Annotated in this window: 26 protein-coding genes and 1 pseudogene; 18 read left to right on the forward strand and 9 right to left on the reverse strand. The window is 68.5% G+C overall.

Annotated features, from left to right (window positions below):
* Positions 1 to 36 precede the first annotated feature (36 nt).
* The 5 genes from Rai3103_RS17260 (at position 37) to Rai3103_RS01565 (ending at position 3,467) form a co-directional block, all read left to right on the forward strand.
* A complete protein-coding gene (locus tag Rai3103_RS17260) occupies positions 37 to 855 on the forward strand; it encodes a DUF1214 domain-containing protein (RefSeq protein WP_228489072.1) in 819 nt (272 codons plus the stop codon).
* Positions 856 to 1,019: 164 nt separating this feature from the next.
* Positions 1,020 to 2,456 carry a DUF1254 domain-containing protein gene (locus Rai3103_RS01550; RefSeq protein ID WP_153571110.1) on the forward strand — a complete coding sequence of 479 codons (1,437 nt, stop codon included), beginning with the start codon at positions 1,020 to 1,022 and terminating at the stop codon, positions 2,454 to 2,456.
* Between the two features lie 2 nt (positions 2,457 to 2,458).
* On the forward strand, positions 2,459 to 2,716 hold the full coding sequence (locus tag Rai3103_RS01555; RefSeq protein ID WP_194793220.1) for a YidH family protein: 258 nt from the start codon (positions 2,459 to 2,461) through the stop codon (positions 2,714 to 2,716).
* 26 nt (positions 2,717 to 2,742) lie between these two features.
* Positions 2,743 to 2,886 (forward strand): hypothetical protein, encoded by a 144-nt coding sequence (locus Rai3103_RS01560; protein ID WP_153571112.1) that lies wholly within the window; start codon positions 2,743 to 2,745, stop codon positions 2,884 to 2,886.
* Positions 2,887 to 2,939: 53 nt separating this feature from the next.
* The gene (locus Rai3103_RS01565) at positions 2,940 to 3,467 is read left to right on the forward strand and encodes a DUF1269 domain-containing protein (protein ID WP_153571113.1); all 528 of its coding nucleotides are present in this window, start codon (positions 2,940 to 2,942) and stop codon (positions 3,465 to 3,467) included.
* A gap of 118 nt (positions 3,468 to 3,585) precedes the next feature.
* Here Rai3103_RS01565 and Rai3103_RS01570 read toward each other — a convergent pair whose 3' ends face one another.
* Entirely contained in the window at positions 3,586 to 5,229 is a 1,644-nt protein-coding gene (locus Rai3103_RS01570; RefSeq protein ID WP_153571114.1) for a hypothetical protein, read from the reverse strand.
* Positions 5,230 to 5,401: 172 nt separating this feature from the next.
* Between Rai3103_RS01570 and Rai3103_RS01575 the strand changes: the two genes are divergently transcribed.
* The 3 genes from Rai3103_RS01575 (at position 5,402) to Rai3103_RS01585 (ending at position 7,258) form a co-directional block, all read left to right on the forward strand.
* On the forward strand, positions 5,402 to 5,731 hold the full coding sequence (locus tag Rai3103_RS01575) for a rhodanese-like domain-containing protein (RefSeq protein WP_153571115.1): 330 nt from the start codon (positions 5,402 to 5,404) through the stop codon (positions 5,729 to 5,731).
* Positions 5,732 to 5,957: 226 nt separating this feature from the next.
* The gene (locus Rai3103_RS01580; RefSeq protein WP_194793221.1) at positions 5,958 to 6,938 is read left to right on the forward strand and encodes an APC family permease; all 981 of its coding nucleotides are present in this window, start codon (positions 5,958 to 5,960) and stop codon (positions 6,936 to 6,938) included.
* Between the two features lie 41 nt (positions 6,939 to 6,979).
* Positions 6,980 to 7,258: an OsmC family protein gene (locus Rai3103_RS01585; RefSeq protein WP_153571117.1), complete on the forward strand. Its 279-nt coding sequence runs from the start codon at positions 6,980 to 6,982 to the stop codon at positions 7,256 to 7,258.
* A 105-nt stretch (positions 7,259 to 7,363) separates the two neighbouring features.
* On the opposite strand, the gene Rai3103_RS01590 is transcribed toward Rai3103_RS01585, so the two are convergent.
* The 6 genes from Rai3103_RS01590 to Rai3103_RS18325 form a co-directional block, all read right to left on the reverse strand.
* Entirely contained in the window at positions 7,364 to 8,044 is a 681-nt protein-coding gene (locus Rai3103_RS01590; RefSeq protein WP_194793222.1) for a VanZ family protein, read from the reverse strand.
* Positions 8,045 to 8,296: 252 nt separating this feature from the next.
* Positions 8,297 to 8,764 carry an SLOG cluster 4 domain-containing protein gene (locus tag Rai3103_RS01595; protein ID WP_153571118.1) on the reverse strand — a complete coding sequence of 156 codons (468 nt, stop codon included), beginning with the start codon at positions 8,762 to 8,764 and terminating at the stop codon, positions 8,297 to 8,299.
* A gap of 112 nt (positions 8,765 to 8,876) precedes the next feature.
* A complete protein-coding gene (locus tag Rai3103_RS01600; protein WP_153571119.1) occupies positions 8,877 to 9,554 on the reverse strand; it encodes an NADPH-dependent F420 reductase in 678 nt (225 codons plus the stop codon).
* A gap of 68 nt (positions 9,555 to 9,622) precedes the next feature.
* Positions 9,623 to 10,243, reverse strand: coding sequence for a M23 family metallopeptidase (locus Rai3103_RS01605; RefSeq protein ID WP_153571120.1), 621 nt, complete (start codon positions 10,241 to 10,243; stop codon positions 9,623 to 9,625).
* Between the two features lie 113 nt (positions 10,244 to 10,356).
* Positions 10,357 to 11,217 (reverse strand): aldo/keto reductase, encoded by an 861-nt coding sequence (locus tag Rai3103_RS01610; protein WP_153571121.1) that lies wholly within the window; start codon positions 11,215 to 11,217, stop codon positions 10,357 to 10,359.
* Positions 11,218 to 11,226: 9 nt separating this feature from the next.
* On the reverse strand, positions 11,227 to 12,465 hold the full coding sequence (locus Rai3103_RS18325) for a Fic family protein (RefSeq protein ID WP_153571122.1): 1,239 nt from the start codon (positions 12,463 to 12,465) through the stop codon (positions 11,227 to 11,229).
* 251 nt (positions 12,466 to 12,716) lie between these two features.
* Between Rai3103_RS18325 and Rai3103_RS01620 the strand changes: the two genes are divergently transcribed.
* The 10 genes and pseudogenes from Rai3103_RS01620 to Rai3103_RS01655 form a co-directional block, all read left to right on the forward strand.
* Positions 12,717 to 13,991: a DUF6880 family protein gene (locus Rai3103_RS01620; protein WP_228489073.1), complete on the forward strand. Its 1,275-nt coding sequence runs from the start codon at positions 12,717 to 12,719 to the stop codon at positions 13,989 to 13,991.
* Positions 13,992 to 14,046: 55 nt separating this feature from the next.
* Positions 14,047 to 14,304, forward strand: a complete 258-nt coding sequence (locus Rai3103_RS01625) for a type II toxin-antitoxin system Phd/YefM family antitoxin (protein ID WP_153571123.1) — start codon at positions 14,047 to 14,049, stop codon at positions 14,302 to 14,304.
* A gap of 1 nt (position 14,305) precedes the next feature.
* Entirely contained in the window at positions 14,306 to 14,662 is a 357-nt protein-coding gene (locus Rai3103_RS01630) for a Txe/YoeB family addiction module toxin (RefSeq protein WP_153571124.1), read from the forward strand.
* Positions 14,623 to 15,246, forward strand: coding sequence for a GntR family transcriptional regulator (locus tag Rai3103_RS01635; protein WP_153571125.1), 624 nt, complete (start codon positions 14,623 to 14,625; stop codon positions 15,244 to 15,246). The genes Rai3103_RS01630 and Rai3103_RS01635 overlap by 40 nt, the downstream gene beginning before the upstream one ends.
* Before the next feature lie 333 nt (positions 15,247 to 15,579).
* Positions 15,580 to 16,365: a fumarylacetoacetate hydrolase family protein gene (locus Rai3103_RS01640; RefSeq protein ID WP_228489074.1), complete on the forward strand. Its 786-nt coding sequence runs from the start codon at positions 15,580 to 15,582 to the stop codon at positions 16,363 to 16,365.
* Positions 16,325 to 16,984, forward strand: a complete 660-nt coding sequence (locus Rai3103_RS01645) for an alpha/beta fold hydrolase (RefSeq protein ID WP_239022376.1) — start codon at positions 16,325 to 16,327, stop codon at positions 16,982 to 16,984. Before Rai3103_RS01640 ends, Rai3103_RS01645 begins: the two co-directional genes overlap by 41 nt.
* 118 nt (positions 16,985 to 17,102) lie before the next feature.
* Positions 17,103 to 18,005, forward strand: a complete 903-nt coding sequence (locus tag Rai3103_RS18330; protein WP_277872993.1) for an amidohydrolase family protein — start codon at positions 17,103 to 17,105, stop codon at positions 18,003 to 18,005.
* 5 nt (positions 18,006 to 18,010) lie between these two features.
* Positions 18,011 to 18,382, forward strand: a complete 372-nt coding sequence (locus tag Rai3103_RS18335; protein WP_277872994.1) for an amidohydrolase family protein — start codon at positions 18,011 to 18,013, stop codon at positions 18,380 to 18,382.
* Between the two features lie 503 nt (positions 18,383 to 18,885).
* Positions 18,886 to 19,278 carry a DUF7669 domain-containing protein gene (locus Rai3103_RS18905; RefSeq protein WP_422396025.1) on the forward strand — a complete coding sequence of 131 codons (393 nt, stop codon included), beginning with the start codon at positions 18,886 to 18,888 and terminating at the stop codon, positions 19,276 to 19,278.
* A gap of 93 nt (positions 19,279 to 19,371) precedes the next feature.
* Positions 19,372 to 20,019: pseudogene (locus tag Rai3103_RS01655) on the forward strand (transposase family protein); the annotation flags it as partial.
* Positions 20,020 to 20,083: 64 nt separating this feature from the next.
* On the opposite strand, the gene istB reads toward Rai3103_RS01655, so the two are convergent.
* Complete coding sequence (istB, locus tag Rai3103_RS01660; protein ID WP_194793193.1) at positions 20,084 to 20,854, reverse strand: IS21-like element helper ATPase IstB; 771 nt, start codon at positions 20,852 to 20,854, stop codon at positions 20,084 to 20,086.
* Positions 20,851 to 22,212, reverse strand: coding sequence for an IS21 family transposase (gene istA, locus Rai3103_RS01665; RefSeq protein ID WP_153570853.1), 1,362 nt, complete (start codon positions 22,210 to 22,212; stop codon positions 20,851 to 20,853). The genes istB and istA overlap by 4 nt, the downstream gene beginning before the upstream one ends.
* Positions 22,213 to 22,344 lie beyond the last annotated feature (132 nt).

Here is a 22,344-nt window from a genome sequence, read left to right on the forward strand (position 1 = left end):
GCGTACCTGCTCGCCGAGGCGGCGGACCGACCGGCGATGAGCTTCGTCAACATCTCCGGTGAGGCCTGCAGTTTCATCCATCCCACCGATGTCTCCTTCTACGACGCCCTCGCCGAGGTCGTCCACGAAGAACCGCTGGACGCGATCGACCCCGAGATCCGCGGGCTGCTGGCCGCCATCGGCATCCGCAAGGATCGGCCCTTCGCACCCGACGAGAGGATGCAGCGGATCCTCGCCGAGGCCGCGTCCGTCGGCAACGCAACCGCCCGCACGCTGGCCTTCAGCACCCGCAACCGGGAGGGCTACTACTACCCCGACAGTGCCTGGCAGATCGGCTGGCTCGGCGACTACCAGTTCTCGCCGGGAGGGGTGCTGGACGTCGACGCCCGTACGTACATCTTCTACGTCGGATGGGGCACGAGCCCCGCGATGACGATCAAGATGGTCGGCCTCGGCTCCCAGTACGCCTGGACCTGCCGCGACTCGACCGGCCGCTACCTCGACGGCGGCAACGCCTACCGCCTCCACCTGCCCGCGGACGTCCCGGCCAAGGATTTCTGGTCGGCGATCGTGTACGACCCGCAGACGCGCTCGATGCTGCAGACCGACCAGCGGTTCCCCAGCCTCAGCAGCCAGAAGCCGGACCTCGCCGTCAATGCCGACGGATCGGTCGACCTCTGGTTCGGGCCCGAGGCACCGGCCGGCCGGGAGGCGAACTGGGTCCAGACCATTCCCGGCAAGGGCTGGTGGATGATCCTGCGTCTCTACGGCCCGCTCGAATCGTGGTTCGACAAGACCTGGCGGCCGGGAGAGATCGAGTTGATGGAAACAGAAGGACAGGCAAACCTCACCTGAGAAGAACCGGATGCCGACATCCGTCCCACGCTCCGAAAAAGTCCCGAGCATCCATTGAAAAGGACCGACTATCGGGCCGTGAAAACCCATCGTTCCACCACAGTAATGGGCAGCCGACCACTATTCCCAAGAGCTGCCGGGCCAATTCCTCTTGGAGCCACACCATGAGTACGTACACCATGACCACGGACATCCCCGCCTCCATCACCACTCCGGACTGCACCGAGACGCGGCTGGGGACATTGCGGTTCTTCGACGGGCTACCGGACGAGACGACCGTGCAGGCGGTCTACGACAACCTCGACTTCCAGCGTGCCGTGCAGGCGTTCCTCACCGCGCTGCCGGCGGCCTCGCTCTCCGCGACACGGGCGGGTATCCGCAGGTTCGGTCCGGACAACCAGACGATGCTGATCACCGAGTCGCTGATGGACTCGCACACGCTGCTCCTCACCGCCAACACCGAGACCATCTACACCTTCGGCTGGCTCGACACGAAGGCCGGCCCGGTGGTGATCGACGTGCCGCCGCATGCGCTCGGCCTGATCGACGACTTCTGGCAGCGCTACGTCGGCGATGTGGGCAACGCCGGGCCGGACAGGGGCCAGGGCGGGAAGTACCTGCTCCTCCCGCCCGACTTCACCGGCGACGTGCCGGCGGGCTACTTCGTCCTACGCTCACGTACGTACGGCAACCTGCTCGGTGTCCGCGCTTTTGTCGTCGGCGGCGACGTGCAGGGGGCAGCGGACAGCGTGAAGAGTCACCTGCGCGTCTATCCGCTGGCCGAGGCGGCCGATCCACCCGCCACGACCTTCGTCAATATCTCCGGGACCCTGGTCAACACCATCCACGCCAACGACGTGACGTTCTTCGACGAGGTCGTGCCGGTCGTCGAGGAGGAACCGCTCGAGGCCACCGATCCCGAGGTCCGCGGGCTGCTCGCCGCCATCGGCATCCGAAAGGGCACACCCTTCGCACCGGACGACCGGATGCAGCGCATCTTGGCCGAAGGCGCCGCCGTCGGCAACGCTACCGCGCGAGCACTCGTCTTCAGCGCGCGCAATCCGGCCGCCTTCCACTACCCCGGCAGCGCCTGGCAGCTGGTCTGGATCGGCAACGACTACGAGTTCTCCCCGGGCGGTGTCCTCGACGTCGACGCGCGGGCCCTGTTCTACTACATGGGGCTGGGCATCAGCCCGGCGATGGCGGTGAAGATGGTCGGCATCGGCTCCCAGTACGCCATGGCCTATCACGACGCGGCGGGCGCGTACCTCGACGGCGGGCAGACCTACCGGCTCCACCTGCCGGGGCCGATCCCGGCCAAGGACTTCTGGTCGATCGTCGTCTACGACCCGCAGACCCGGACGATGCTGCAGACCGACCAGCAGTTCCCCAGCCTGAGCAGCCAGAAGCCGGATGTGGTCGCCGATCCCGACGGGTCGGTGGACGTCTGGTTCGGGCCCGAGGCGCCCGCAGGCCACGAGACGAACTGGATCCAGACCATCCCCGGCAAGGGCTGGTTCGTCGCGCTGCGCCTCTACGGGCCCCTCGAACCATGGTTCGACAAGACCTGGTGGCCGGGCGAGATCGCCGAACGGACCTAGCCGTGGACCCGCGCCAGGAGGAGAACGCCAGGACGACGGCGGACACCAACACCCGCCTCGCCTGGATGCGTACGCGCCTGGCGGTCGAACGCACGATGATGGCGTGGAACCGGACGTCGTTGTCGCTGATCGGTTTTGGCTTCACGATCTACCAGTTCCTGAAGAAGGTCCAGGAGGCGTCCGGCGGTGGCGTCCTGCGGTCCCAGTCACCGCGCAACTTCGGCCTGGCCTTCATCATCGCCGGGGTCCTCGGGACCTGATCGCCCTGTGGCAGCACCACCTCGTCATGCGATACCTCAACGGCCCCGAATACGAGGGCGCCGTCATCAGGAGTGACCAGTTGCCCCGCGCGTCCCTGACCGTCGTGATCACGGTGTTCCTGGCCGTGATCGGGATCGTCACCGGCATCTCCGTCGCACTGGATGCCTGACCGCCAGGGGTGGCCTGGCTCGACCGAATGGCTCGAACAATTGGAGGGACACGATGTCCGACACACCCATCTACCTGGTGGCCATCGCCTACGACGACGAGTTCAAGGCCGACGAAGCGCGGATCCTGGTGAGGCGCGCGCAGGACGAAGGCATCTCCGACGTGATCGAGACCGCCGTCGTCGTCCTCCAACGCAACGGCAAGAAGCGACTCACCCAGGACATCGACCTCGAAGCGAAGAGCAGGAACGTGGGGCACTGGCTGGGGATCGCCGCCGCACTGATCACGGGCATCCCGCCGCTGATCTTCGTCGGGACCGCCGTCGGGGAGATCGTCGGCCGGCTGACCGACACCGGCATCCTGACCAGCGACCTGAAGGGTGCCGCGAGGAAGCTCCAGCCCGGCACCTCGGCGCTCTTCGTCCTGGCCCACGAGGCGGTCCCGCGAGGCGCGATGGCCCAACGGTTGGCCCCTCTCGGTGGTCATGTCATGCGGGCCACGTTGCCAACGGCACTCGAGGACGAACTCGACCGGATCCTGGAGCCGACGCCGGCGCCGGACGTCACCGCGTCCACTTCGTGAGAGCAGCCGCCGTTCCCGCGGACACTGATGGCTTCCCGCGGATACCCAGGGATCCGCGGGAAGGCAACAGCGTCCGCGGGAACATCGCCCCTCGCCGCGGCACCGTCCGCGGGAGCGGTCAGCTCGTCGGCAACTGCAGGCGCAGCACCGTAGCCGGCAGGGTCAGGGTGGAGTTGGGGCCGCGCTGCGTCCCGACGGCCATGTAGTCGCGCTGGACGAGCGAGGCCGATACACCGGTCGGGATGACCAGCGGGTCGTTCTCCACCGACGTGCAGTTGCCGCCGGTGAGGGCGGCCACGGCGGTGCAGTCGCGGGTGAAGTAGTGCACGTACAACTGGTCGGCGTGGCCGACCGCATAGCCGTCGGCGCTGCCTACCAACTGCGCGCCGTCGACGTTCTTGGCGCCCAGGCGCAGCTGGGTGTTGTTGACGCCCAGGCTGACGTACGTCGCGTTGCCGGTGTGGGTGCCCAATGTCCCGACGACGGCGTAGACCTCGCCGTTGTCGAACCGCAGCCCGGGACGGAACTGGTAGCTCGCGTCCTGGGTGTCACCCAGGCAGTCCATGCCGATGGTGTCGCAGCGCGGACCGACGAGGTTGAACGGGGAGCTCTGCGTGTCGATGAACGGCGCTGCCCGTCCGGTGCAGTCGGTGGTGGCGCAGGGCTGCGACCAGTGCTGGCTCACCTGGTAGACGAGGTTGGTGAGGTCGGTCTGCAGGTACGCCTCGGAGACGCCCCCGCGCACCTCGGGGCTGGTGTCCACCCAGGCGGGATAGGGCTGGTTCGGACGGTCGGGGCGGGTGTCGCGGATGCGCAGCACGTGCAGCGACGGGTTCTGGCGCCAGGCGGCCGAGCCTGTGCCGGCCCCACCCCCGTCGGCGGGGTTGGCGTAGCGTACGGCCGTCATGAACTCGTCCGCCGACGAGCCGAGGCCGAGCTGCATGTTCGAGGGGATGTGCTCGGAGAAGACGTCCTGCCCGTCCACGCCCATGGTGTGCAGGACCTGGCGGACCTGCTTGTCCATGAACCGGTCGGGCGTGATGACGAAGAAACGCGGCTGGTTCCACGTGCTGCCGGACTGACGGTCGATGACGACGTTGTTCACGGCGTTGCTGAGGCTGGAGAACGTGGATATCCGCGCTGTGTTCTGGGGAACCTGGTGGAAGAAGATGCTGGTCGCGTTGAGGCCGCTGAGGTAGTCGTAGGTGGGGTTGTCGGTCGAGTACGTCCCCTGGTGGGTGAACTGGTAGCTCTGGATCCCGAAGTAGGCGGCCTGCGGTGGCAGATCCCCGTAGATGACCAGCGCCTCGTTCGGATCGAGCCGATGCACCACTCCGGAGCCAGAAGGCACCTCACCGAAGGCCCCGCGGGTGGCCGGGTCGACGAACTCGTCGGGCCAGTACGGCACCGTCGGCACGACGTAGGGGGCGGTCGGGTTGTTGAAGTAGCAACTCCCCATCAGGGCGTACGTCGCGGGGCATTCGTCGACCCCCCACAGCTTGAAGCCGCCCTGGCCGACCTCGAAGCCGCGCTTCTGCAGGGACCTGACGAAGCTGTCGGGATCGCTGATCGGATCGGCGGAGCGATCTGCTCGCGTCGTCGTCACCGCACCGGCGCTGCCGGCCACCCCGGCGCCCCAGGCCAGCGGCGAACCGGTCGGCGGTGCCGTCAGGGCCAGCGCGATCGCCATCGCCAGCAGCGCGCCGGCCAGCAGCCGGGTACGGCGGCGGGTGATGCCCCTCGTGGAGTGAGTGCGTGACATGACAGAACCCCCTGCCCGCCGAGGGGTGTCCCCGTCCATGACGTCGTTGCGCGCCCTGGCCCGCCCCCGCTGCGCCTATGGATCGACGGTACGCCGATCGGCCGTCGGGCGGGGTCCGTACGGGGGATTCGCAGGGGGCCGTGACACTCGCCAGGCCGCCTATCCTCGGATCATGCCGAAGACGACTGACATCGCCACCTTCGCCGCTGCGTACGAGGCGGGTGCCCCCGTGGTCGACGTCCGGGAGCCGTACGAGTACGAGGCCGGCCACCTACGTGGCGCGACGCTGATCCCGCTCGGTCAGCTCGGCGCCCGGGCCGGTGAACTCGACAAGAACACCACCACGTACCTGATCTGTCAGGTGGGCCAGCGCTCACTGCGCGCCGTCGAGGCGCTCGAGGCGGCCGGGTACGACGTCATCAACGTCGACGGGGGGATGAGCGCGTGGGCCGCCCAGGGTCGGCCGATCGAGCGGGGACCGGAGCAGCGGCCAGGGGCCTGAAGGCTCCGATGCTCCTGCGGCACAGAAAGACACCTCAGCTGGGGTAACAGAGGAATAGACGCGGAGCCCCTCCCGTTGACGACGATGACGCACCGCGCGCCTCAGCACGCCAGCAGAGGGAGAGCCATGACAACCCAACACGAGATCCCACCGCAGGCGGCCCTCCCCCGATCCCTGAGCCTGCGCCAGCTGATCGGCAACGGCCCTGCACTCCTTCCTTCCCGGCGTGCCCGCGTGGGCCTTCACCGCCCTCGCGGTCCTCGTCACCACCGCGGTGAACCTCGCGGGCGGCAAGTCGATCGCCCGGGCGGCCGCAGCCGTCGTCATCGCGGAGGTGGCGGTGCTCGGCATCGTCCTCGTCGGGGCCCTCGCGGTCCTGGCGACATCGGGAGCGCGCCAAGGCCTCGCCGCGCCGTTCGTCGGTGTGGGCGGCTTCTCCGGCACCGCAGTCATCGGCACGGTCTCGATCGCGGCCATGGCCTATCTCGGCTTCGACGCGATCGCGACGTTCGCCGAGGAGTCCGCCGGCGGGGCCAAGGCCGTGGGCAAGGCGATGCTCGCGTGCCTCGTGATCGCCGGACTCCTGTTCCTCCTGCAGAGCTACGTCATCCAACTGCTCACCCCGGCGACTCCCGCAGCTCTCGCCGCGGATCCGTCGTCGGAGGGCACGCTGTTCTACGACGTGATCCGCACCCAGGTCGCGCCGTGGCTCGCCACGCTGCTGGCCGTGGCCAAGGCGATCGGGGCGAGCTTCGCCGGGATGATGGGCCTGGCCGCCGGCTCCCGTGTGGTCATGACCATGGCCCGCGACGACCGCTTCCCCCGCGCCTTCTCCCGCGTCACGGCCCGCACGGGATCTCCCGCGCTCGCGACGACGCTCGTCACCGCGGTCACCCTCGTCCTGGCGGTGTGGGCCGCGTACGCACCCGACGGCCTGGACCTGCTCGCCTCGACCGTCTCGATCGGGGCGCTGAGCGCCTTCATCCTGCTGCACGCCTCGGTCATCGGCTACTTCGCCGTCCGCCGACGCAGTGGCCGGCGCGTCCTCCACATCGCCGTGCCCGCACTGGCGATCGTGGTCCTAGGAGTGATCGTCGTGTTCGCGAGCCGGAACGCCCTCCTCGTCGGGGCCGGGTGGTTCGTGATCGGTGCCGTCGCCGCTACCGTGCAGTACGCCCGCGGCCGGCGGCGCGGCGTCGCCCGCTGACCACCGACGTCACTCTCTCGTTACGTACCGAAAGGGCTCCCATGGCCGACTTCTACACCACCACCGCCACCCACACCGGGCCCGAACAGTTCTCCGTGACCAACGGCACCACCACCGTCACCTCCGATGCGAGTTTCCGCCCGACCGAGTTGCTGCTCGCCTCGCTCAGCTCCTGCATCCTGTGGACCGTGGTGGACTTCGCCGAACGCAACGCGATCGAGCTCTCCGGCGAGGCCAGCGTGACCGCGGCCGGCACCATGACCAACCGGCCGCGGCGCATGGGCGAGATCCGCGTGGAACTCAGGCTCCCGAGGGCCTGAGCGAGAGGCAGCGCGAGGTCTTGCTACGCGCCGGCCGGCACTGCCCCGTGCACGCCACGCTCGCGAACTCCCCCGAGATCACCATCGACCTCGCCTGATTACACCTCACGCTTCGGCGCGCCACCAGTGGCGCGACGCCCACGCGGCCAGCACGGCACCGGCGGTGTTGACCAGGACGTCGTCCACCGAGGAGACGCGGTCCAGCCGCAGGACGTACTGCGCGGTCTCGACCAGCACCGAGCAGCTTGCGACCAACGCCGCGACCCGAGGGATCGATGCCAGCCGCGGGAAGCGCAGCGGGGCGAAGAACCCCAGCGCCGCGAACACGAGCAGGTTGCCGCCGATCTGCATCGTCGCTGACAACGGGCCACTGGCCAGGATCGCGAGCAGGTCCCGCAGCGGGACCAGGCTCACCCGCTCCGGGACGACGCCGGCCCCGGAGCCGGGTAACAGGGTGATCCAGACCCACGGCACCGTCCCGTAGACCATGCCGACCTCCGCCAGCGACGTCCGCCATGGCGACGTGATGCCAGCTGCTTTCCGGCGGCGGGCCAGGGCCCACACCGCGAGCGCCGCTACGGGGAGGGCGGCCACCGCCAGGAGCACCACGCCGTTGAACGTGCCGAACACCCCGTGCCATCCCCTGCGCAACGGCAGCAACAGCATCCTCAGCACCACGTCGAACGGGAAGAACGCAGCGATCGCCACACCAATGATCGCCAGGCCGCCCCACACGATCCTGCGCGTCCGGGTGGCTTCGGCGGTGAGTGAGACGTCGCTGCGCATGACCCCATTCAAGCCGCAGGCCGGTAATCGCCGGCGCCCGGCCGGGGCTTCCCGCGGACCATCCGCGTTCCCGCGGACCTTCAGGGTCGCCGCGGACCTTCAGGGTTCCCGCGGACCTTCAGGGTTCCCGCGGACCTTCAGGGTCGCCGCGGATGTTCATGGCTTCCCGCGGACATCATGCGATCCGCGGGGAGGCACCAAGATCCGCGGGGAGCTGGACGGTCCGCGGGAGGCAACCCTCATGCCCGGGGCTCAGTCACCGAGGACGGCCGCCACTGCCTGCGCGGCGCCACCGACCCGCAACGGCCCGTCCTCCGGGAGGTCCCAGCACTCGATCGCCACGATCGGCACGCCGGTCCGGACAGCAAGGGCCACCTCGCTGAGCCAGCTGCAGCCCACCGCGATCACGGCGTCACCACTGCGCACCAACAACGCGTTGCGCATCTCCCCCAGACCGGTCGGCAGGGCCACGGTCAGGTACGGGTTCGCTTCGCTGCGGTCAGGGCCGGGAAGCAGGCCGACCGTGATGCCGCCGGCCTCGTACGCCCCGCGGCTCGCCGCCTCCATCACACCGCCGAGGCCACCGGAGAGCACGACCGCTCCGCGAGCTGCAAGCAGCCGTCCGACCTCGCGGGCCTGCGCCAGGAGTGCCGGCGACACGTCGTGTCCCGGTCCGACGACGGCGACGTACGTCCCCGATCCCGATCCCGATCCCGTCATGCGGTCGTTCCCTGGTCGCTCATCGGCCTGTGCGAACGCCACGCCTGGCCACCGGTCCCGGACCTGAGGACGAACGTCGGCATGTCACCTCCCGCGCTGCGCGACAGCCGCCTCAGCGTACGACCTTGAAGTCGAACAGGCTCGTGCCCAAGGTCCTCGCCAGGCTGAGCCAGACCGGGAGCATCATCTCCGGGCCCCGGGCAGTCTCGATACCACCGAGGTCGATCACGTCGTCGTGGCCGACGTCGGTCAGCAGCCCCACGACTGTGGCCTTGGCCTCGGTGTCGTCCCCGGAGAGGAACACGGTGAAGGACGCGCCGAGCGACCGGGGGTCGACCATCAGGTCGGCGGTGACGGTGTTGAGCGCCTTGACGACCCGGGCCTCCGGGAAGGCGCGCTGGATGGTCTCGCCGAGGGAGTCGGTGTCCTTGACGAACAGCGTGGGCGGGTAGCCGGCGGAGAAGTCGAGCGGGTTGGAGACGTCGAGGAGCACCTTGCCGGCCAGGTTGGCGGCGCCGGCGAGGCGAAGGACCTCCATGGACGCGGCCCCGTTGGAGGCATTCACCACCAGGTCGGCCGCGGACGCCGCGTCGGCGAACGTGGCGAGCCCGATGTCGCCGTGCGACGCCTGCCACGCGCTGAACGGCGGCCTGCCCATGCCGTCGGCCCCGGTCCGGGCCGACGTCGCCGCGGGGTCACGGGTGCCAACGACCACGGTGTGGCCGAGCTCGTGCAGGCGGGCCGCGAGGGCCCGGCCCACCATGCCGGTGCCGAGTACCGCGATGTTCATGGCGACCTCCTTCGGACGGAAACCACGTGTGACCGTGGTCTCTCCGGATGCTACGGACGGTAGCACCGTCACGCCGCGACGATGTCCCCGTTGCGCGGCAGGCGTCCGTCGAAGCTGATCGGCAGCGCCTTGGCCCGCTCGGGGTCGAGGTGGTCCATGGCCTGGAGGTGGACGTGGGGTTCGGTGCTGTTGCCGGAGTTGCCGCAGGCACCGACCGCGTCGCCGACCGCAACCCTGCCGCCGAGGGCGACGAGGATGCTCCCGCGACGCAGGTGACACAGGGCGACGAGCACGCCGGGTGCGGCCTCGATGACGACGGAGTTGCCGGTGAGTGCGGTGGGTCCGGCCGCGGCTCGTTCGCGTTGGGTCAGGGCGTAGCGCACCGACGGCAGGCCGCGGTAGGCGTCGTGGTCGGATTCGCCGTCGTGGACGGCGACAACCGTGCCGGCGACGGGCGCCAGCACCGGCCAGCCGAATCCGACGAACACCTCCGGAGGCTCGGGCCACAGGACCGATCGCAGCGTGTACGGGGCGGAACGGCTCCGGGTGTCGACCGGCACGAAGTCGATGGCATACGTAGTGGCGTACAGGTCGGTGCCGTGGCTGGGCACCCGGTTGGCGGGACTGTTGCGGACCTGGCACCGGCCACGGAACGGGTAGGCCAGGGCGATCGGCTGCCGGGTGTCCACACCCCTAACGCTATTCCTCGGCCGGACCGTCACCTTCGGCCCGGCTCGGCTCACGCGCCGGATCGGATACCTGACCCGCAGATCGCGCGGCCCCCGCGAATAGCAGACCCAGGTCAGGCCGCGGTGAGCGTACGCATCTCCTCGTCCGTCAACTGGAGGTCTGCCGCGGCGCAGTTGGCCTCGAGGTGGGCGACGCTCCCGGTCCCGGGGATCGGCAGCATCACGGGCGATCGACGCAGCAGCCAGGCGAGTGCGACCTGCGACGGGGTGGCTCCCTGATGGGCACGTACGACGTCGTCCAGCGGACCGCCCGGCTGGGCGAGGTGACCCGCATCCATCGGCGCCCACGGGATGAAGCCGATCCCCTCGGACTCGCAGTACTCCAGTACGTCCTCGCTGGAGCGGTCCGAGAGGTTGTAGCGGTTCTGCACCGAGGCGACGACAAGACCGGCGCCCTGGGCGGCCTTGATCTCCTCGACGCCCACCTGGGAGAGCCCGACGAGGCGGACCAGGCCCTCGTCGACGAACTCCTTGATCACCCCGAACTGCTCCTCGCGGGGCACCTTCGGATCGATGCGGTGCAGCTGCCACAGCGGGATCTGCTCCAGGCCGAGGCGGCGCAGCGACATCTGCACGCACTGGCGCAGGTACTCCGGCCTCCCCACGGGGACCCATTGGCGCGGTCCCTGACGGGTGAACCCGCCCTTCGTCGCGATCACCACGTCGCCGTACCCGTCGCCTTGGTGCAGGGCCTCGAAGATCAGGTTCTCCGAGTCGTACGGACCGTACGAATCCGCCGTGTCGATGAAGTCCACGCCGAGGTCGACGGCCCGGCGCAGCACCCGGATCGCCTCGTCGTGGTCGGCGGGCGGGCCCCAGACCCCCTCGCCCGTGATGCGCATAGCGCCGAAGCCGAGACGTGTGACCTGCAGCTGTCCGGCCAACTGGAACGTGCCCGATTGTGCGACTGTCATGAGTCGACCCTAGTGCTGTTCTCGGGCGTCGCCCTTCCGGAGCGTGCGTCGTCCGGCTCGGGCGGCGAACCGGTCCAGCGCCTCGGTCAGCCCCGGAACGGTCCACACCGTCGATCCACGGATCGGCTTCTCCGGACGGATGATTCCGGCCTCGACCAGACGGTCCAGGATCCGATAGGCACTCGAGGTCGAGACCCCCCGGTCGGTGACCATCTGCGCGGTGAACGCCGGTTCACTTGCGCACAGCTCGGCCAGCGTGAGCAGGTTGGCCGTACGTCGCTGCGCGGTGGCGAGCACCGAATCGCGTACGGCCTGCACCTCATCGCGCAGGAGGACCGCATTGTCGACGGCCCGTCGCGCGGCATAGGCGAAACGTTCGACAATCGGGGCGAGATCGCCGAGTCGGTAGGCGGTCAGGGCGGCGAAGTACTCCTCTGTGTCGACCAGCAGACCGGAGGAGATCGGCACCGACATGTGCGTCGTCACCGCCCTTCGCCGCAGGATCGCGCTCACCAGAGCCCGACCGGTCCGGCCGTTACCGTCGGTGAAAGGGTGGATCGTCTCGAACTGGGCGTGTGCGATCGCTGCTTGGACCAGGGGCTGGATGTCGTCGCGCCGGATGAAGCCGACCAGATCGGCGATGTCGCTCTGGATGGCATCCGGGTGGACACCGACGTGTGCGGCTGTGACCGGTGATTGGCCGCCGATCCACACCCATTCCCGACGGAAGCGTCCGGCGTTGTCGGGATCGTCGCCACCGTCCAACCGCTCGTGCATGGCCAGGATGGTGGTCGCGCTGATGCGATCGGCCAGGTCGACTGCCGCACGCAGTGCCGCGGTGTTGCGGGCGATCATCGTCGCATTCGGGCGGCTGGAGTCGCCCAGTGCGGCCAGGGCGATCCGGCGCGCGTTCGCGGTCAGGTGCTCGATCTGGGAGCTGGCAGCCGATTCGCTGCGCAACAGCACCGAGGAGAAGGGCACCCCCCAGCCCAAGGAATCCCTGTCGAAGGCCTGCATCCTCGTCAGTGCATCGTCGGCGTCGGACAGCACCTCACCGCTGACCGGCGGCTCGAGGGCGGCGATGTGGGGGACGACGGCATAGTGGAAGGTGCCTCGGTTGGCCGCACGTTGGCGGCGGCTCGCCGCGGGGTCGGGTCGGTCCCAGTCGGCCTGACCGTACTGGAGGGACGGCCAGGAATTGGGCGCGGTGGCCGGTGTCGCAGTCTGGTGTTCGGCTGGCCGCTGCATGTCACCTCCTGATGGGAACAGCGTATGTCCAGTTTCTCATTAAGGTTGCTAATGAGAGCTTCCGCGCGCGTATTCCCATTAGCGGCGGTTGGCGGTCGATCGCTGATTGCTGAAGGCTGGAGCGCAAGCAGTTCGGTTCACTATCGACATCGTGCTGCAAGGTTTGGGACTCTCGCCGGAGGATTGATGACGACGGGTCGTCACCGCTCCCTCGACTGCCTTCCGCTCCCGCCTTCTCTTCGGAGGTTGCCGTGTCCGATCTCGCTGATGCCGTGCTGCCGCTGGTCCGTACGCGCGCCGACTTGCACCGCTGGAGCGCTGCCAACGCGTACGGAAGCCAGCTACAGGGGGCCGTGGACATGCTCCGACAGGCCGCCCAGGACGAACCCGCCGACCAGGTGCTCGGGGTGACCCAACGGGCGATCGCCAGTGCGCTGCGGGTGATCTGGCGAGCCGATGACTCCAGCGGCATCATCGGCGACGCCATCAGGGACCTGCTCGACCTGCACGCCGAACTGGCCAGGGCCGCACAACCCCCAGCAGCCAAGCTCGTGGACTGGATGGTCAACTTCCAGTTCGTCCAGGAGGTCGACTACTTCGAGATCGACCCGGTCGCGTACGCTCCGGCCCTCGGCGAGAAGGGGCTGGCGCGGTACCGGGCCAAGCTGGCCGAGATCGCCGACACGCTGGGCCCGGAACTGACCGACGAACAGGAGGCTGCGCTCTGGGCCCAGCGGGCGACGGACCCGGAGAGCTGGGAGCGTCGGGCCAACGATCGTCACGTACGGTTCACGCTGGCCTGGAACGCGCGACGGCTCGCGGTCTGGGACCGTGACGTAGCGGCGATCATCGCGACCCACGCGCGCGACCGCAGGGTCGCCGCCTGGCTTACCGACACTGCCGAAGCCCTCGCGGAGGTCGGCGAGTTCGACCTGGCCATCGACTGGGCACGGCAGGCCACTGAGTTCGGTCCGGGCCACCAGTCGGTTGCCGCGGCCGCGTACTGGTGCACGCTGCTGGCCGAGCACCGCCCGCAGGATGAGCTGGCTGCGAGGCTCGAGGTGTTCCGACGCTGGCCCACGGCCGGCCACGCCGGTGCCGTACACAAGGCGGCCGGCGATGCCTGGCCCGACCATCGCGACGCGGTGATGGTCGGACTGGAGCAGCATCCCCGCGAGGCCGTCGCCTTCACCCTGCACCACCTGGCGGACGTCCCCTTGGCCTGGACGCTGGCCCACTCGCTCGGCCTGGACGACCCCCAGCTGTGGGACGAGCTCGCCACCGCGTACGAGAAGATCGATCCGGTCGCAGCCCTCGCGGTGCACACCGCGCGGGTCGTGGCGGACCTCGAGATCGCGGATGCCAAGCGCTACCGCGCCGCGGCTCGGCGGCTCGCCAGGATGCGTACACTTGCCCGCAAAGCTGACCAGGTGGCCGAGATTGACCAGCTGATCGCCGAACTCCGCGCCACGCACCGTCGACGGCCACGCCTGCAGTTGGAATTCGACCGGGCCAGGCTGCCGTGAGTGCGACCTTGACCCTCACCGTCATCGCGTGCACTTTTCTGTACAGGGGGTCACGATGAAGACGATGAGCTACACCGAGTCCCGGGCCCGCTACGCCGAGGTCCTGGATGCCGTCGTCAACGACCGCGAGGAGGTCGTCATCACCCGCGCCGGACACGAGCCCGTGGTGATCGTCTCCCTGGAGGACTACGAGTCGCTGCGCGAGACCGCCTATCTGATGCGTTCCCCGGCCAACGCACGACGCCTCCTTGACGCGATGGAGCGCCTCGAAAGCGGTGGCGGTCAGCAGCACGATCCAGTGGAGACGGACTGACGTGCTCCTCGTCTGGGATGAGAACGCCTGGGAGGACTACCTGTGGTGGCAAGCACAGGATCGACGGGTACTGAAGCGGATCAACACTCTCCTGGCAGACATCCAGCGCAACGGCAACGAGGGCATCGGCAAGCCCGAAGCGCTCAAGCACGACGTCGCCGACTACTGGTCCCGGCGCATCACCGACGAACATCGACTGGTCTACAAGGCTGCAGGAAACGAGGTTCGCGTCCCGGCCTGCCGCTACCACCAGCACGCATACACCACGCCCTCAAGGATCACTCGGGGCAGGCGGAGCAGTTCTGGCAGGCTTAGACGGTGGACTACGCCAACCTCCCCGAGCGCCTGCAGGCAGTGATCACGGAACGGATCATCGACGGCACCTACACGCCAGGAGAGCGCCTCGTCGAACTGCAGCTCGCCAAGGAGTTCGGTGTCAGCCAGGCTCCGGTACGTGAGGCTCTCCGAACCCTGGCAGCCATGAGGCTCGTCGAGATCCGGCCACGGAGGGGAACATTCGTCCGCGCCGCCTCGCACGACGACCTTGCGGAGGTGTACCTGGTCCGCGGAGCCTTGGAACGGGCAGCCGGCATAGCCGCCTATGCAGACGTGCACCGCGATCCGTCCGCACTGGAAGCCGCGCTCACGGACATGCGGGCAGGCGCCGAGGCGGACGACACCACCCGACTGGTCGAGGCCAGCACGCAATTCCACCGGGCCATCGTGCTCGCCTCCCGCAACAGCATCCTCATCGGGATCTGGGACAACCTGGCGATCGGGGTGAGGACTCTGGCGACCGTCCGGCGTACGGGTCTCGATCTCCATCAGGCCGCAGAGGCGCACGTCCCCATCCTCGAAGCCTTCAGGTCCGGCACCCCTGAGTCCGTGGGTCGACTGCTCGAGGAACACCAGCAGCACTACCTCCGTCTACCCCACGACTGATCAGCAGCCAGCACCTTCGAATGTGACCCTTGCCACATTGCCGGCCACCCCTTAGGCTCTGAGTACCGATTATCGATAACCGATAGGAGCACTCATGAAGTTCGTAGCGTACGAGACCGGGGACGGCCCGAAGACCGGCATCGTCATGGACGACGAACGCGTCCTCCCGCTCGAGCTCGCACTCCCCGACGGGCCGCAGGACGTACGAGGCCTCGTCGAGAACTGGGACAGCGTTCGCGACGCCTTCCAACTCGACCAGGCGGACCAGGCGATCGACCTGCCCGAGGCGGCCCTGATCGCTCCCATCCCTGTCCCCCGCGCAACATCTTCTGCGTGGGACGCAACTACGCCGAGCATGCCGCCGAGTTCGCCCGGTCAGGCTTCGACGCCACCCAGGCGTCCACATCGAGCATCCCCGAGGCGCCAGTGGTGTTCTCGAAGCCCTACACGTCCATCACCGGCGCCCGCGCCGAGATCGAACCGCACGCAGGGCTCACCTCCGGTCTGGACTACGAGGCGGAGCTGGGAGTCGTGATCGGACGCGGCGGGCGCAGCATCGGCCGTGACCAGGCGATGGAGCACGTGTGGGGCTACACCATCATCAACGACGTCACCGCTCGTGACCTGCAGAAGCTGCACAAGCAGTGGCTGATCGGCAAGAGCCTCGACACCTTCTGTCCGATGGGACCGTACGTGGTCACGGCCGACGAGATCGGCCCGGGCCCGCTCCAGGTGCAGTGCTCGGTGAACGGGGAGCTGCGGCAGGACGCGAGCACCGCCGACCTGATCTTCGACATCCCGACGATCATCGAGACCCTCAGCGCCGGCATCACGCTGGTCCCGGGGACATCATCGCCACCGGCACACCTCAGGGCGTGGGGATCGGATTCGAACCGCCGAAGTTCCTCCAGCCGGGTGACGAGGTGGAGATCACCATCACGGGGCTGGGCACGATGCGCAACAGGGTCGGGTCGCCGCGATGAGCGAACCGAAGGTCCACTACGAAGTCCTCGGGGAGGGCCCACCGCTGGTAATGATCCACGGCCTGGGCGGAACCATCAACTTCTACGAGCCCATCGTGGAGCGTCTGGCCACGACGCACCGGGTGATCCGCTATGACTTCAACGGCCATGGCCGCTCGCCCCTCGAGGAACCGATCACCGTGGAAGGCCTGGCGGACCAGGCTGCGGCCCTGATCGATGAACTCGCCGATGGGCAGGCCCACGTGGTCGCCCACTCGATGGGCACGCTGATCGCACAGCACCTCGGCGCCGCCCACCCGGACAAAGTGGCATCGATGGTGCTCCTGGGCCCCGTCACGGCGCAGCACGACGCCGCCAGGCGAGCCACCCGCGAGCGGGCAGCCACCGTGCGTGCCACCGGCATGGGCGCCGTGGCCGACGCCATCGTCCGGTCGGGTACCGCCCCCACGTCGCGCGCCGCGAACGCGCTGGTGGGCGCATGCGTCCGCGAAATGCTGACCCGTCAGGTCCCCGAGAACTACGCGCAGGCCTGCGAAGCCCTGGCATCAGCGGAGGATCCTGACCTGTCCCCTGTCGCCGGCCGCGTACTCCTGCTCACCGGATCAGCGGATGCGGTCGGGAAACCGGAGATCGCCCAGGAACTAGCCACCCGATTCACCGACGCCGAGTGTCACGTCATCGAGGACATCGGCCACTGGACGGTGATCGAGGCACCCGGAGAAGTTCTGCGGGCAATCGAGGCCTTCCTCGGCTGAACCCCCGGCAGGAGATGGGACGGACGCGCCAACGTCCACCCCACCAAGGTGGGATCGACATTCCCTCCGCACCACAACAGAAACCAACCCCGATAACTCAACGAAGAGGATCACCACGATGAGCAAGAGTCAGCCCATTCTCATCAGCAACGTCATGGTACTGGACAGCACGGGCAGCGAGCCGTTCCCCGGCGAGGTGCTGGTCGCCGACGAGAGGATCGTCGACGTCCGACGCGTGCCCACCGGTGAGGCCCCGGAGGGGGCCGAGCGCGTGAACGGACGCGGCCACACCCTGATGTCGGGTCTGTGCGACGCCCACACCCACTTCACCTGGAACGAGGGCGACCTCGACGCACTCGCCACGCTCCCCGTCGAGGAGCATGTGCTCCACTCCATGCGCTCGGCCCGCATCTACATCGATCACGGCTACACCATGTGCGTCGGCGCCGCCAGCGCCAAGTCCCGGCTCGACGTCGTCATGCGTGACGCGATCAACAGGCGCGAGATCCAAGGGCCGCGCTACCTCGCCAACGGCATGGAGATCGCGGTCACCGGAGGGCAGCTGGTGAGCGGCATCACACAGTTCGCCGACGGTCCCGAAGAGATGCGGAAGGTGGTCCGCGAGACGATCTCGCTGGGTGTGGACACCATCAAGTTGTCCATGTCCGGGGAGGAGATCACCGGACGCAACCGCGCGGCCGACAACTACTTCAGTGACGAGGAGGTAGAAGCAGCCGTGCGCGAGGCGCACCGGCGCGGCGTCCGGGTGGCTGTCCATGCCCGCGCCGCAGAGAGCGTCCGTCTGGCCCTGCGCCACGGCGCCGACATCATCTACCACGCCAGCTTCATCGATGACGAGGGCATGGACATGCTCGAGGAGCGGAAGGATTCGGTGTTCGTGGCGCCCGGACTGAACTGGTTGATCGCGACGCTCAACGAGGCCGGCGACTTCGGATATCCCCGGCCGCAGCTGAGGCAGCCGGCTACAAGTATGAGCTGGAGTGCGCGATCGAGGGGCTGAAGGAGATGAAGCGCCGCGGCATCCGCATCCTGCCCGGCGGCGACTACGGCTTCGCCTGGACACCGCACGGCACCTACGCACGCGACCTCGAGCACTTCGTCAACCTGCTCGGCTTCACTCCCATGGAGGCGATCCTGTCCGCCACTGCACTCGGCGGCGAGATCATGATGCAGCCCGACTTCCTGGGCAAGATCCTGCCGGGCTACGCGGCTGACATGGTCCTCGTGGACGGCAATCCCCTGGAGGACATCACCATCCTCCAGGACAAGTCGAAGATCGTCGGCGTCATGAAGGAAGGGCGCTACTTCCGCGAGTTCCCCACCGGTGACCCGATCCCGCGGTCTATCGGCGCGGACGCACGGGGGCGCTTCACCTGACCGTCGTACCAGGGACGTCCCGGCCGATGCAGGGAGGCAGGCGGGACGTCCCTGGCCGGGGCCGGGAGTGACGCCGTCGCGGCCGCCGGTGAGCACCTGTCCATCGATCCGGGCGGTTGCGCTGGCCGGGCGGTTCGGGCAGTGGTTCCAGCGGGCGACGGGAGTACACGCCCGCCCAACTCACAACGTTCCGGAAGCAACGTCCACCCGCGCACGTGGAACGCTTCCGGCAGGTGATCGAACGGACTGACGGGCTTAGGTTCAAGTGACCGACCGGGCTGGCATGGCAGGAGATGTCCTTTTCCACCTCCATACAGTCGGCAGCTAGCGCAGACTGGTGACATCCGAAGACTCCAATGAGGAGGCGCCCGGGCCATGGACGACGCCCTGTTCGCCAGCGTTCCCAGCGCGAATGTCATCGTCGACCGGGGTGCCGTCAGGCAGGTTCTAGCCGAGACCCGCGGACTGCTCGGGGCGAAGGCCTGACGATGACGATCTGGGAGATGCTGGCGGAGGCAGTCGAGTCACTACCCGAGCCCTTCAGCAGGCAGGATGTGCTGCGCTGGTTCGCGACCCACCATCCTGAGACCAACCCGAATTCGGTTAGCACGCACTTGCAGCTGGCTACAGCGGACACCTCCATCGAGACGCGCGGCGCCTTCGCCCGGCGCACCCCACTCGTCACACGCGTCGGGAGGGGCGAGTACATTCGCTACGGTGGCGCGGGGTCCGAGTCGGCTGCGCGCGACAGGCCGATCCGCGAAGGATCGGCTCCATCCGACAGGCCGATCCGTGAGAAGCTCCACCCGCCAGCCTCCACGCCAATGGCCCCCTCACTCACTGAGACCTACGACTTTGCCCGGCTCTTCGCAGTTGAGGGTGTAGGTGCGCACTGAACTGGGGCCGACTCTGGGACATGGGCGTGAAGAAGGGCCCTGGGTTGGAAGATGGAGGTTCTCTACGCCGTCATCGCCAAGCCCAAGGCCCGTATGTCCCAGCCTACGTCACCCCTGTCCACTCCTTGCCTGGACGAGTTCTGCCGCCTCGATCGTCTCGGCCTGACGGTGGTCGGCCAGCAGGTCGCTCCCGACCACACCGTTCTGGTCTGCCACGTCGTCGCGCCCGGTGACGTGTGTCCCGCGTGCGGGCAACGCGGGACTGCCCGCGACATGGTGACCCGCCGACTGGCGCATGTCCCGTTCGGCTGGTGGCCGACGATCCTGCACGTGCGGGTGCGCCGCTACCGGTGCTCGCAGTGCCGCAAGGTGTGGCGCCAGGACCTGCGGCCGGCCGCCTCGGCGCGGGCGAAGCTGTCGCGTGACGCGGTGACGTGGGCCTTGCGCGCGTTGGTGATCGATCGGATGTCGGTCGCCCGGATCGCCCAGGCGCTGGGCGTGGCGTGGAACACCGCGAACAAGGCCGTCCTCGCCGCAGGCCGCCAGCTGTTGATCGCCGACCCTGCCCGTCTGGGCGGGGTGGAGGTGATCGGGGTCGATGAGCACGTGTGGCGCCACACCCGCCACGGCGAGCGCTACGTCACGGTGATCATCGACCTGACCCCGATCCGTGACCACACGGGCCCGGCGCGCCTCCTCGACATGGTCGAGGGACGTTCGAAGAAGGTGTTCAAGGCCTGGTGTCGGGGTACTGCCTGACGTGTCGTGTTGAGTACGGGCTGACGTGTCGGTTCCGGCGTGGTCATCATGTCAGGTGGTCGGGGTCGTTGACGAGGGCGTGGTGGTCTTTGAGTCGGTAGCTGGGGCCGTTGATGGTGATGACGTCGCAGTGGTGCAGGAGGCGGTCGAGGATGGCGGTGGCGAGGACTTCGTCGCCCAGCACGCTGCCCCATTCGACGAAGGATTTGTTGCTGGTGATGATCAGGGAGCCGCGTTCGTAGCGGCGGGAGACGAGTTGGAACAGCATGTTCGCCTCGTCGCGGTCCAAGGGGAGGTAGCCGACCTCGTCAACGACGAGGACGGAGGGTCGGAGGTAGGTCTGGAGTTGGCGGTTGAACCGGCCTGTCGTCTCCGCGGTCCGTAGCCGGCGGACGAGGTCGTCGAGGGTGGTGAAGTAGATCGAGAACCCGGCCTGGCAGGCGGCGACGGCCAGGCCGACGGCGAGCATCGTCTTCCCGACCCCGGGCGGGCCGAGGAGGGCGATGTTCGACTTCGCGCGGACGAACTCCAGGGTCGCGAGGTCTCGTATCTTGCGGGGCTCGAGGTCGGGCTGGAATGCGTAGTCGAACTCGTCGAGGCGTTTGTGGTGGGGCAGGCCGGACAGTTTCAGTGCGTTGGTGAACCGGCGGGCCTCGCGCATCCCGGCTTCCTCTTCCAGCAGCAGGTCGAGGAAGTCCAGGTAGCCCATCTGGGCGGTCTCGGCCCGGTCGGTGAGTTCGGTGATCGTGTCGGTGAGGTGGGTCAGGCCCAGCCGGGTCGCGTTGGCGCGGATCCGGTCGACGGTCAGGCTGCTCACGCCCGTCCCCGTCCGGCGGCGAGGGCTTGGTAGGCGGCCAGGTCACGGCGGGCCACGGCAACATCGGCACGGTGATGAGCGACCACGGCTGCGAGCGGGCCCGTCCCCGCGCCGTCGACGCTCGCGGCGGCGGGTCGGGTGGGGAGTTCGATGACGGTCGCGCGGGTGTGGCCGTCGGGCAGTCCGTCCCAGTGGGCCGGGTCGATGACCCACTGCCCGCGGCGGGTGGCGCGGGTGTGGGTGGTGAGCAGGGTTGTGCCGTCGGGGTCGGGGGTCAGGGTGTGGATGGTGAGGGTGTCGGCGCCGGCCCGGACGGCGACGCGTTGGCCGGGCCGGATCCGGGCGGCGGGCACCGAGTAGAAGCTGGCTTCGAAGGAGACCAGGGCGTCCTTGCCGACGCGGCGCAGGTGGGACTCACAGACCAGATACGGGTGTGGCGGGATCGGCGCGAGGGCGGCGCGGTCGGCCTCGGCGCGCACGGCGATGACTTCACCGTGGGTGCGGTGGACCTGGGCGCGGCGGATCGCGAGCCAGTCGGTGAAAGCGGTCTGGAGCTCGGCCAGGGAGTCGAACCGGCGCCCGGCGACGACGTGGTCGCGCACGATGTCGACCTGGCGTTCGATCTTGCCCTTGCCGGTGGGCCGGTAGGCGGCCAGGACATCAATGTCGAAGCCGTAATGATCGGCGAACGCCGCGGCCTCGGGATGGAGCGGGACCGGCGCCCTGGGGGCGACGTGGCGTTTGATCACGGTCTTGGTGCGGTCGTAGACGATCTGGGCCGGGACCCCGCCGAAGTGGTCGAACGCGGCGCGGTGGGCCTCCCAGAACGTGGCCAGGTCGGTGCTGGTCGTGAACAGGCAGAACGGGTCGCGGGAATGTGCCAGGACCATGTGGAAGGAGTACACGTGTCCGATCCCGACATGGGCGAGCAGATCGCCCTCATCGCCCCAGTCGACCTGGGCCTGCACCCCGGGCTGGGTCTCGAAGCGACGGTGCAGGCCGGTCAGCCGGTTCTCGTCGTCGGCGTCCAGTTCGGCGCTGATCCGGGGCCGGGCCGTCGCGACGAACATCTTCACCCGCTGGTAGTGGCCGGTGAAGCCGTACTGCGCGACCAGTCGTTCATGGATCACGCTGGCCTTCAACCCGATATCGGCGCGCAGCCAGCCCTCGACCACCGAGACGAACGGGGTGATCAGCGCCGGCTGGGTCCCCGCCCTCGGCGGGGCCTTCGGAGGGCCGACCAGAGCGTCGGCCGTCAGGTACTTACGGACGGTGCGCCAGTCACACCCGCACTCACGGGCGATCTCGGCATACGTCGCGCCTGCCTGGTGCAGGACGCGGAAACGGCGGATGTTCATCCAGGACTCCTCATCCAGGATCATGGGGGTAAGCCACCCTTCGGTCTCGTCTTCTTGGCGGTTGACGAATCGAAGGGTGGCCCACCCACACACGGGCGAGCAAGGGGTTAACTCGCCGGAACCGACCTACAC

Source organism: Raineyella fluvialis (assembly GCF_009646095.1).
Taxonomy (GTDB): domain Bacteria; phylum Actinomycetota; class Actinomycetes; order Propionibacteriales; family Propionibacteriaceae; genus Raineyella; species Raineyella fluvialis.

Excerpts from the sequence above, each read along its gene's own strand:
- Rai3103_RS17260 (WP_228489072.1), top strand. The coding sequence starts at position 37 with ATGAGCTTCGTCAACATCTCCGGTGAGGCCTGCAGTTTCATCCATCCC.
- Rai3103_RS01550 (WP_153571110.1), top strand. The coding sequence starts at position 1,020 with ATGAGTACGTACACCATGACCACGGACATCCCCGCCTCCATCACCACT.
- Rai3103_RS01560 (WP_153571112.1), top strand. The coding sequence starts at position 2,743 with ATGCGATACCTCAACGGCCCCGAATACGAGGGCGCCGTCATCAGGAGT.
- Rai3103_RS01565 (WP_153571113.1), top strand. The coding sequence starts at position 2,940 with ATGTCCGACACACCCATCTACCTGGTGGCCATCGCCTACGACGACGAG.
- Rai3103_RS01570 (WP_153571114.1), bottom strand. The coding sequence starts at position 5,229 with ATGTCACGCACTCACTCCACGAGGGGCATCACCCGCCGCCGTACCCGG.
- Rai3103_RS01575 (WP_153571115.1), top strand. The coding sequence starts at position 5,402 with ATGCCGAAGACGACTGACATCGCCACCTTCGCCGCTGCGTACGAGGCG.
- Rai3103_RS01585 (WP_153571117.1), top strand. The coding sequence starts at position 6,980 with ATGGCCGACTTCTACACCACCACCGCCACCCACACCGGGCCCGAACAG.
- Rai3103_RS01590 (WP_194793222.1), bottom strand. The coding sequence starts at position 8,044 with ATGCGCAGCGACGTCTCACTCACCGCCGAAGCCACCCGGACGCGCAGG.
- Rai3103_RS01595 (WP_153571118.1), bottom strand. The coding sequence starts at position 8,764 with ATGACGGGATCGGGATCGGGATCGGGGACGTACGTCGCCGTCGTCGGA.
- Rai3103_RS01600 (WP_153571119.1), bottom strand. The coding sequence starts at position 9,554 with ATGAACATCGCGGTACTCGGCACCGGCATGGTGGGCCGGGCCCTCGCG.
- Rai3103_RS01610 (WP_153571121.1), bottom strand. The coding sequence starts at position 11,217 with ATGACAGTCGCACAATCGGGCACGTTCCAGTTGGCCGGACAGCTGCAG.
- Rai3103_RS18325 (WP_153571122.1), bottom strand. The coding sequence starts at position 12,465 with ATGCAGCGGCCAGCCGAACACCAGACTGCGACACCGGCCACCGCGCCC.
- Rai3103_RS01625 (WP_153571123.1), top strand. The coding sequence starts at position 14,047 with ATGAAGACGATGAGCTACACCGAGTCCCGGGCCCGCTACGCCGAGGTC.
- Rai3103_RS18330 (WP_277872993.1), top strand. The coding sequence starts at position 17,103 with ATGAGCAAGAGTCAGCCCATTCTCATCAGCAACGTCATGGTACTGGAC.
- Rai3103_RS18335 (WP_277872994.1), top strand. The coding sequence starts at position 18,011 with ATGAAGCGCCGCGGCATCCGCATCCTGCCCGGCGGCGACTACGGCTTC.
- Rai3103_RS18905 (WP_422396025.1), top strand. The coding sequence starts at position 18,886 with ATGCTGGCGGAGGCAGTCGAGTCACTACCCGAGCCCTTCAGCAGGCAG.
- istA (WP_153570853.1), bottom strand. The coding sequence starts at position 22,212 with ATGAACATCCGCCGTTTCCGCGTCCTGCACCAGGCAGGCGCGACGTAT.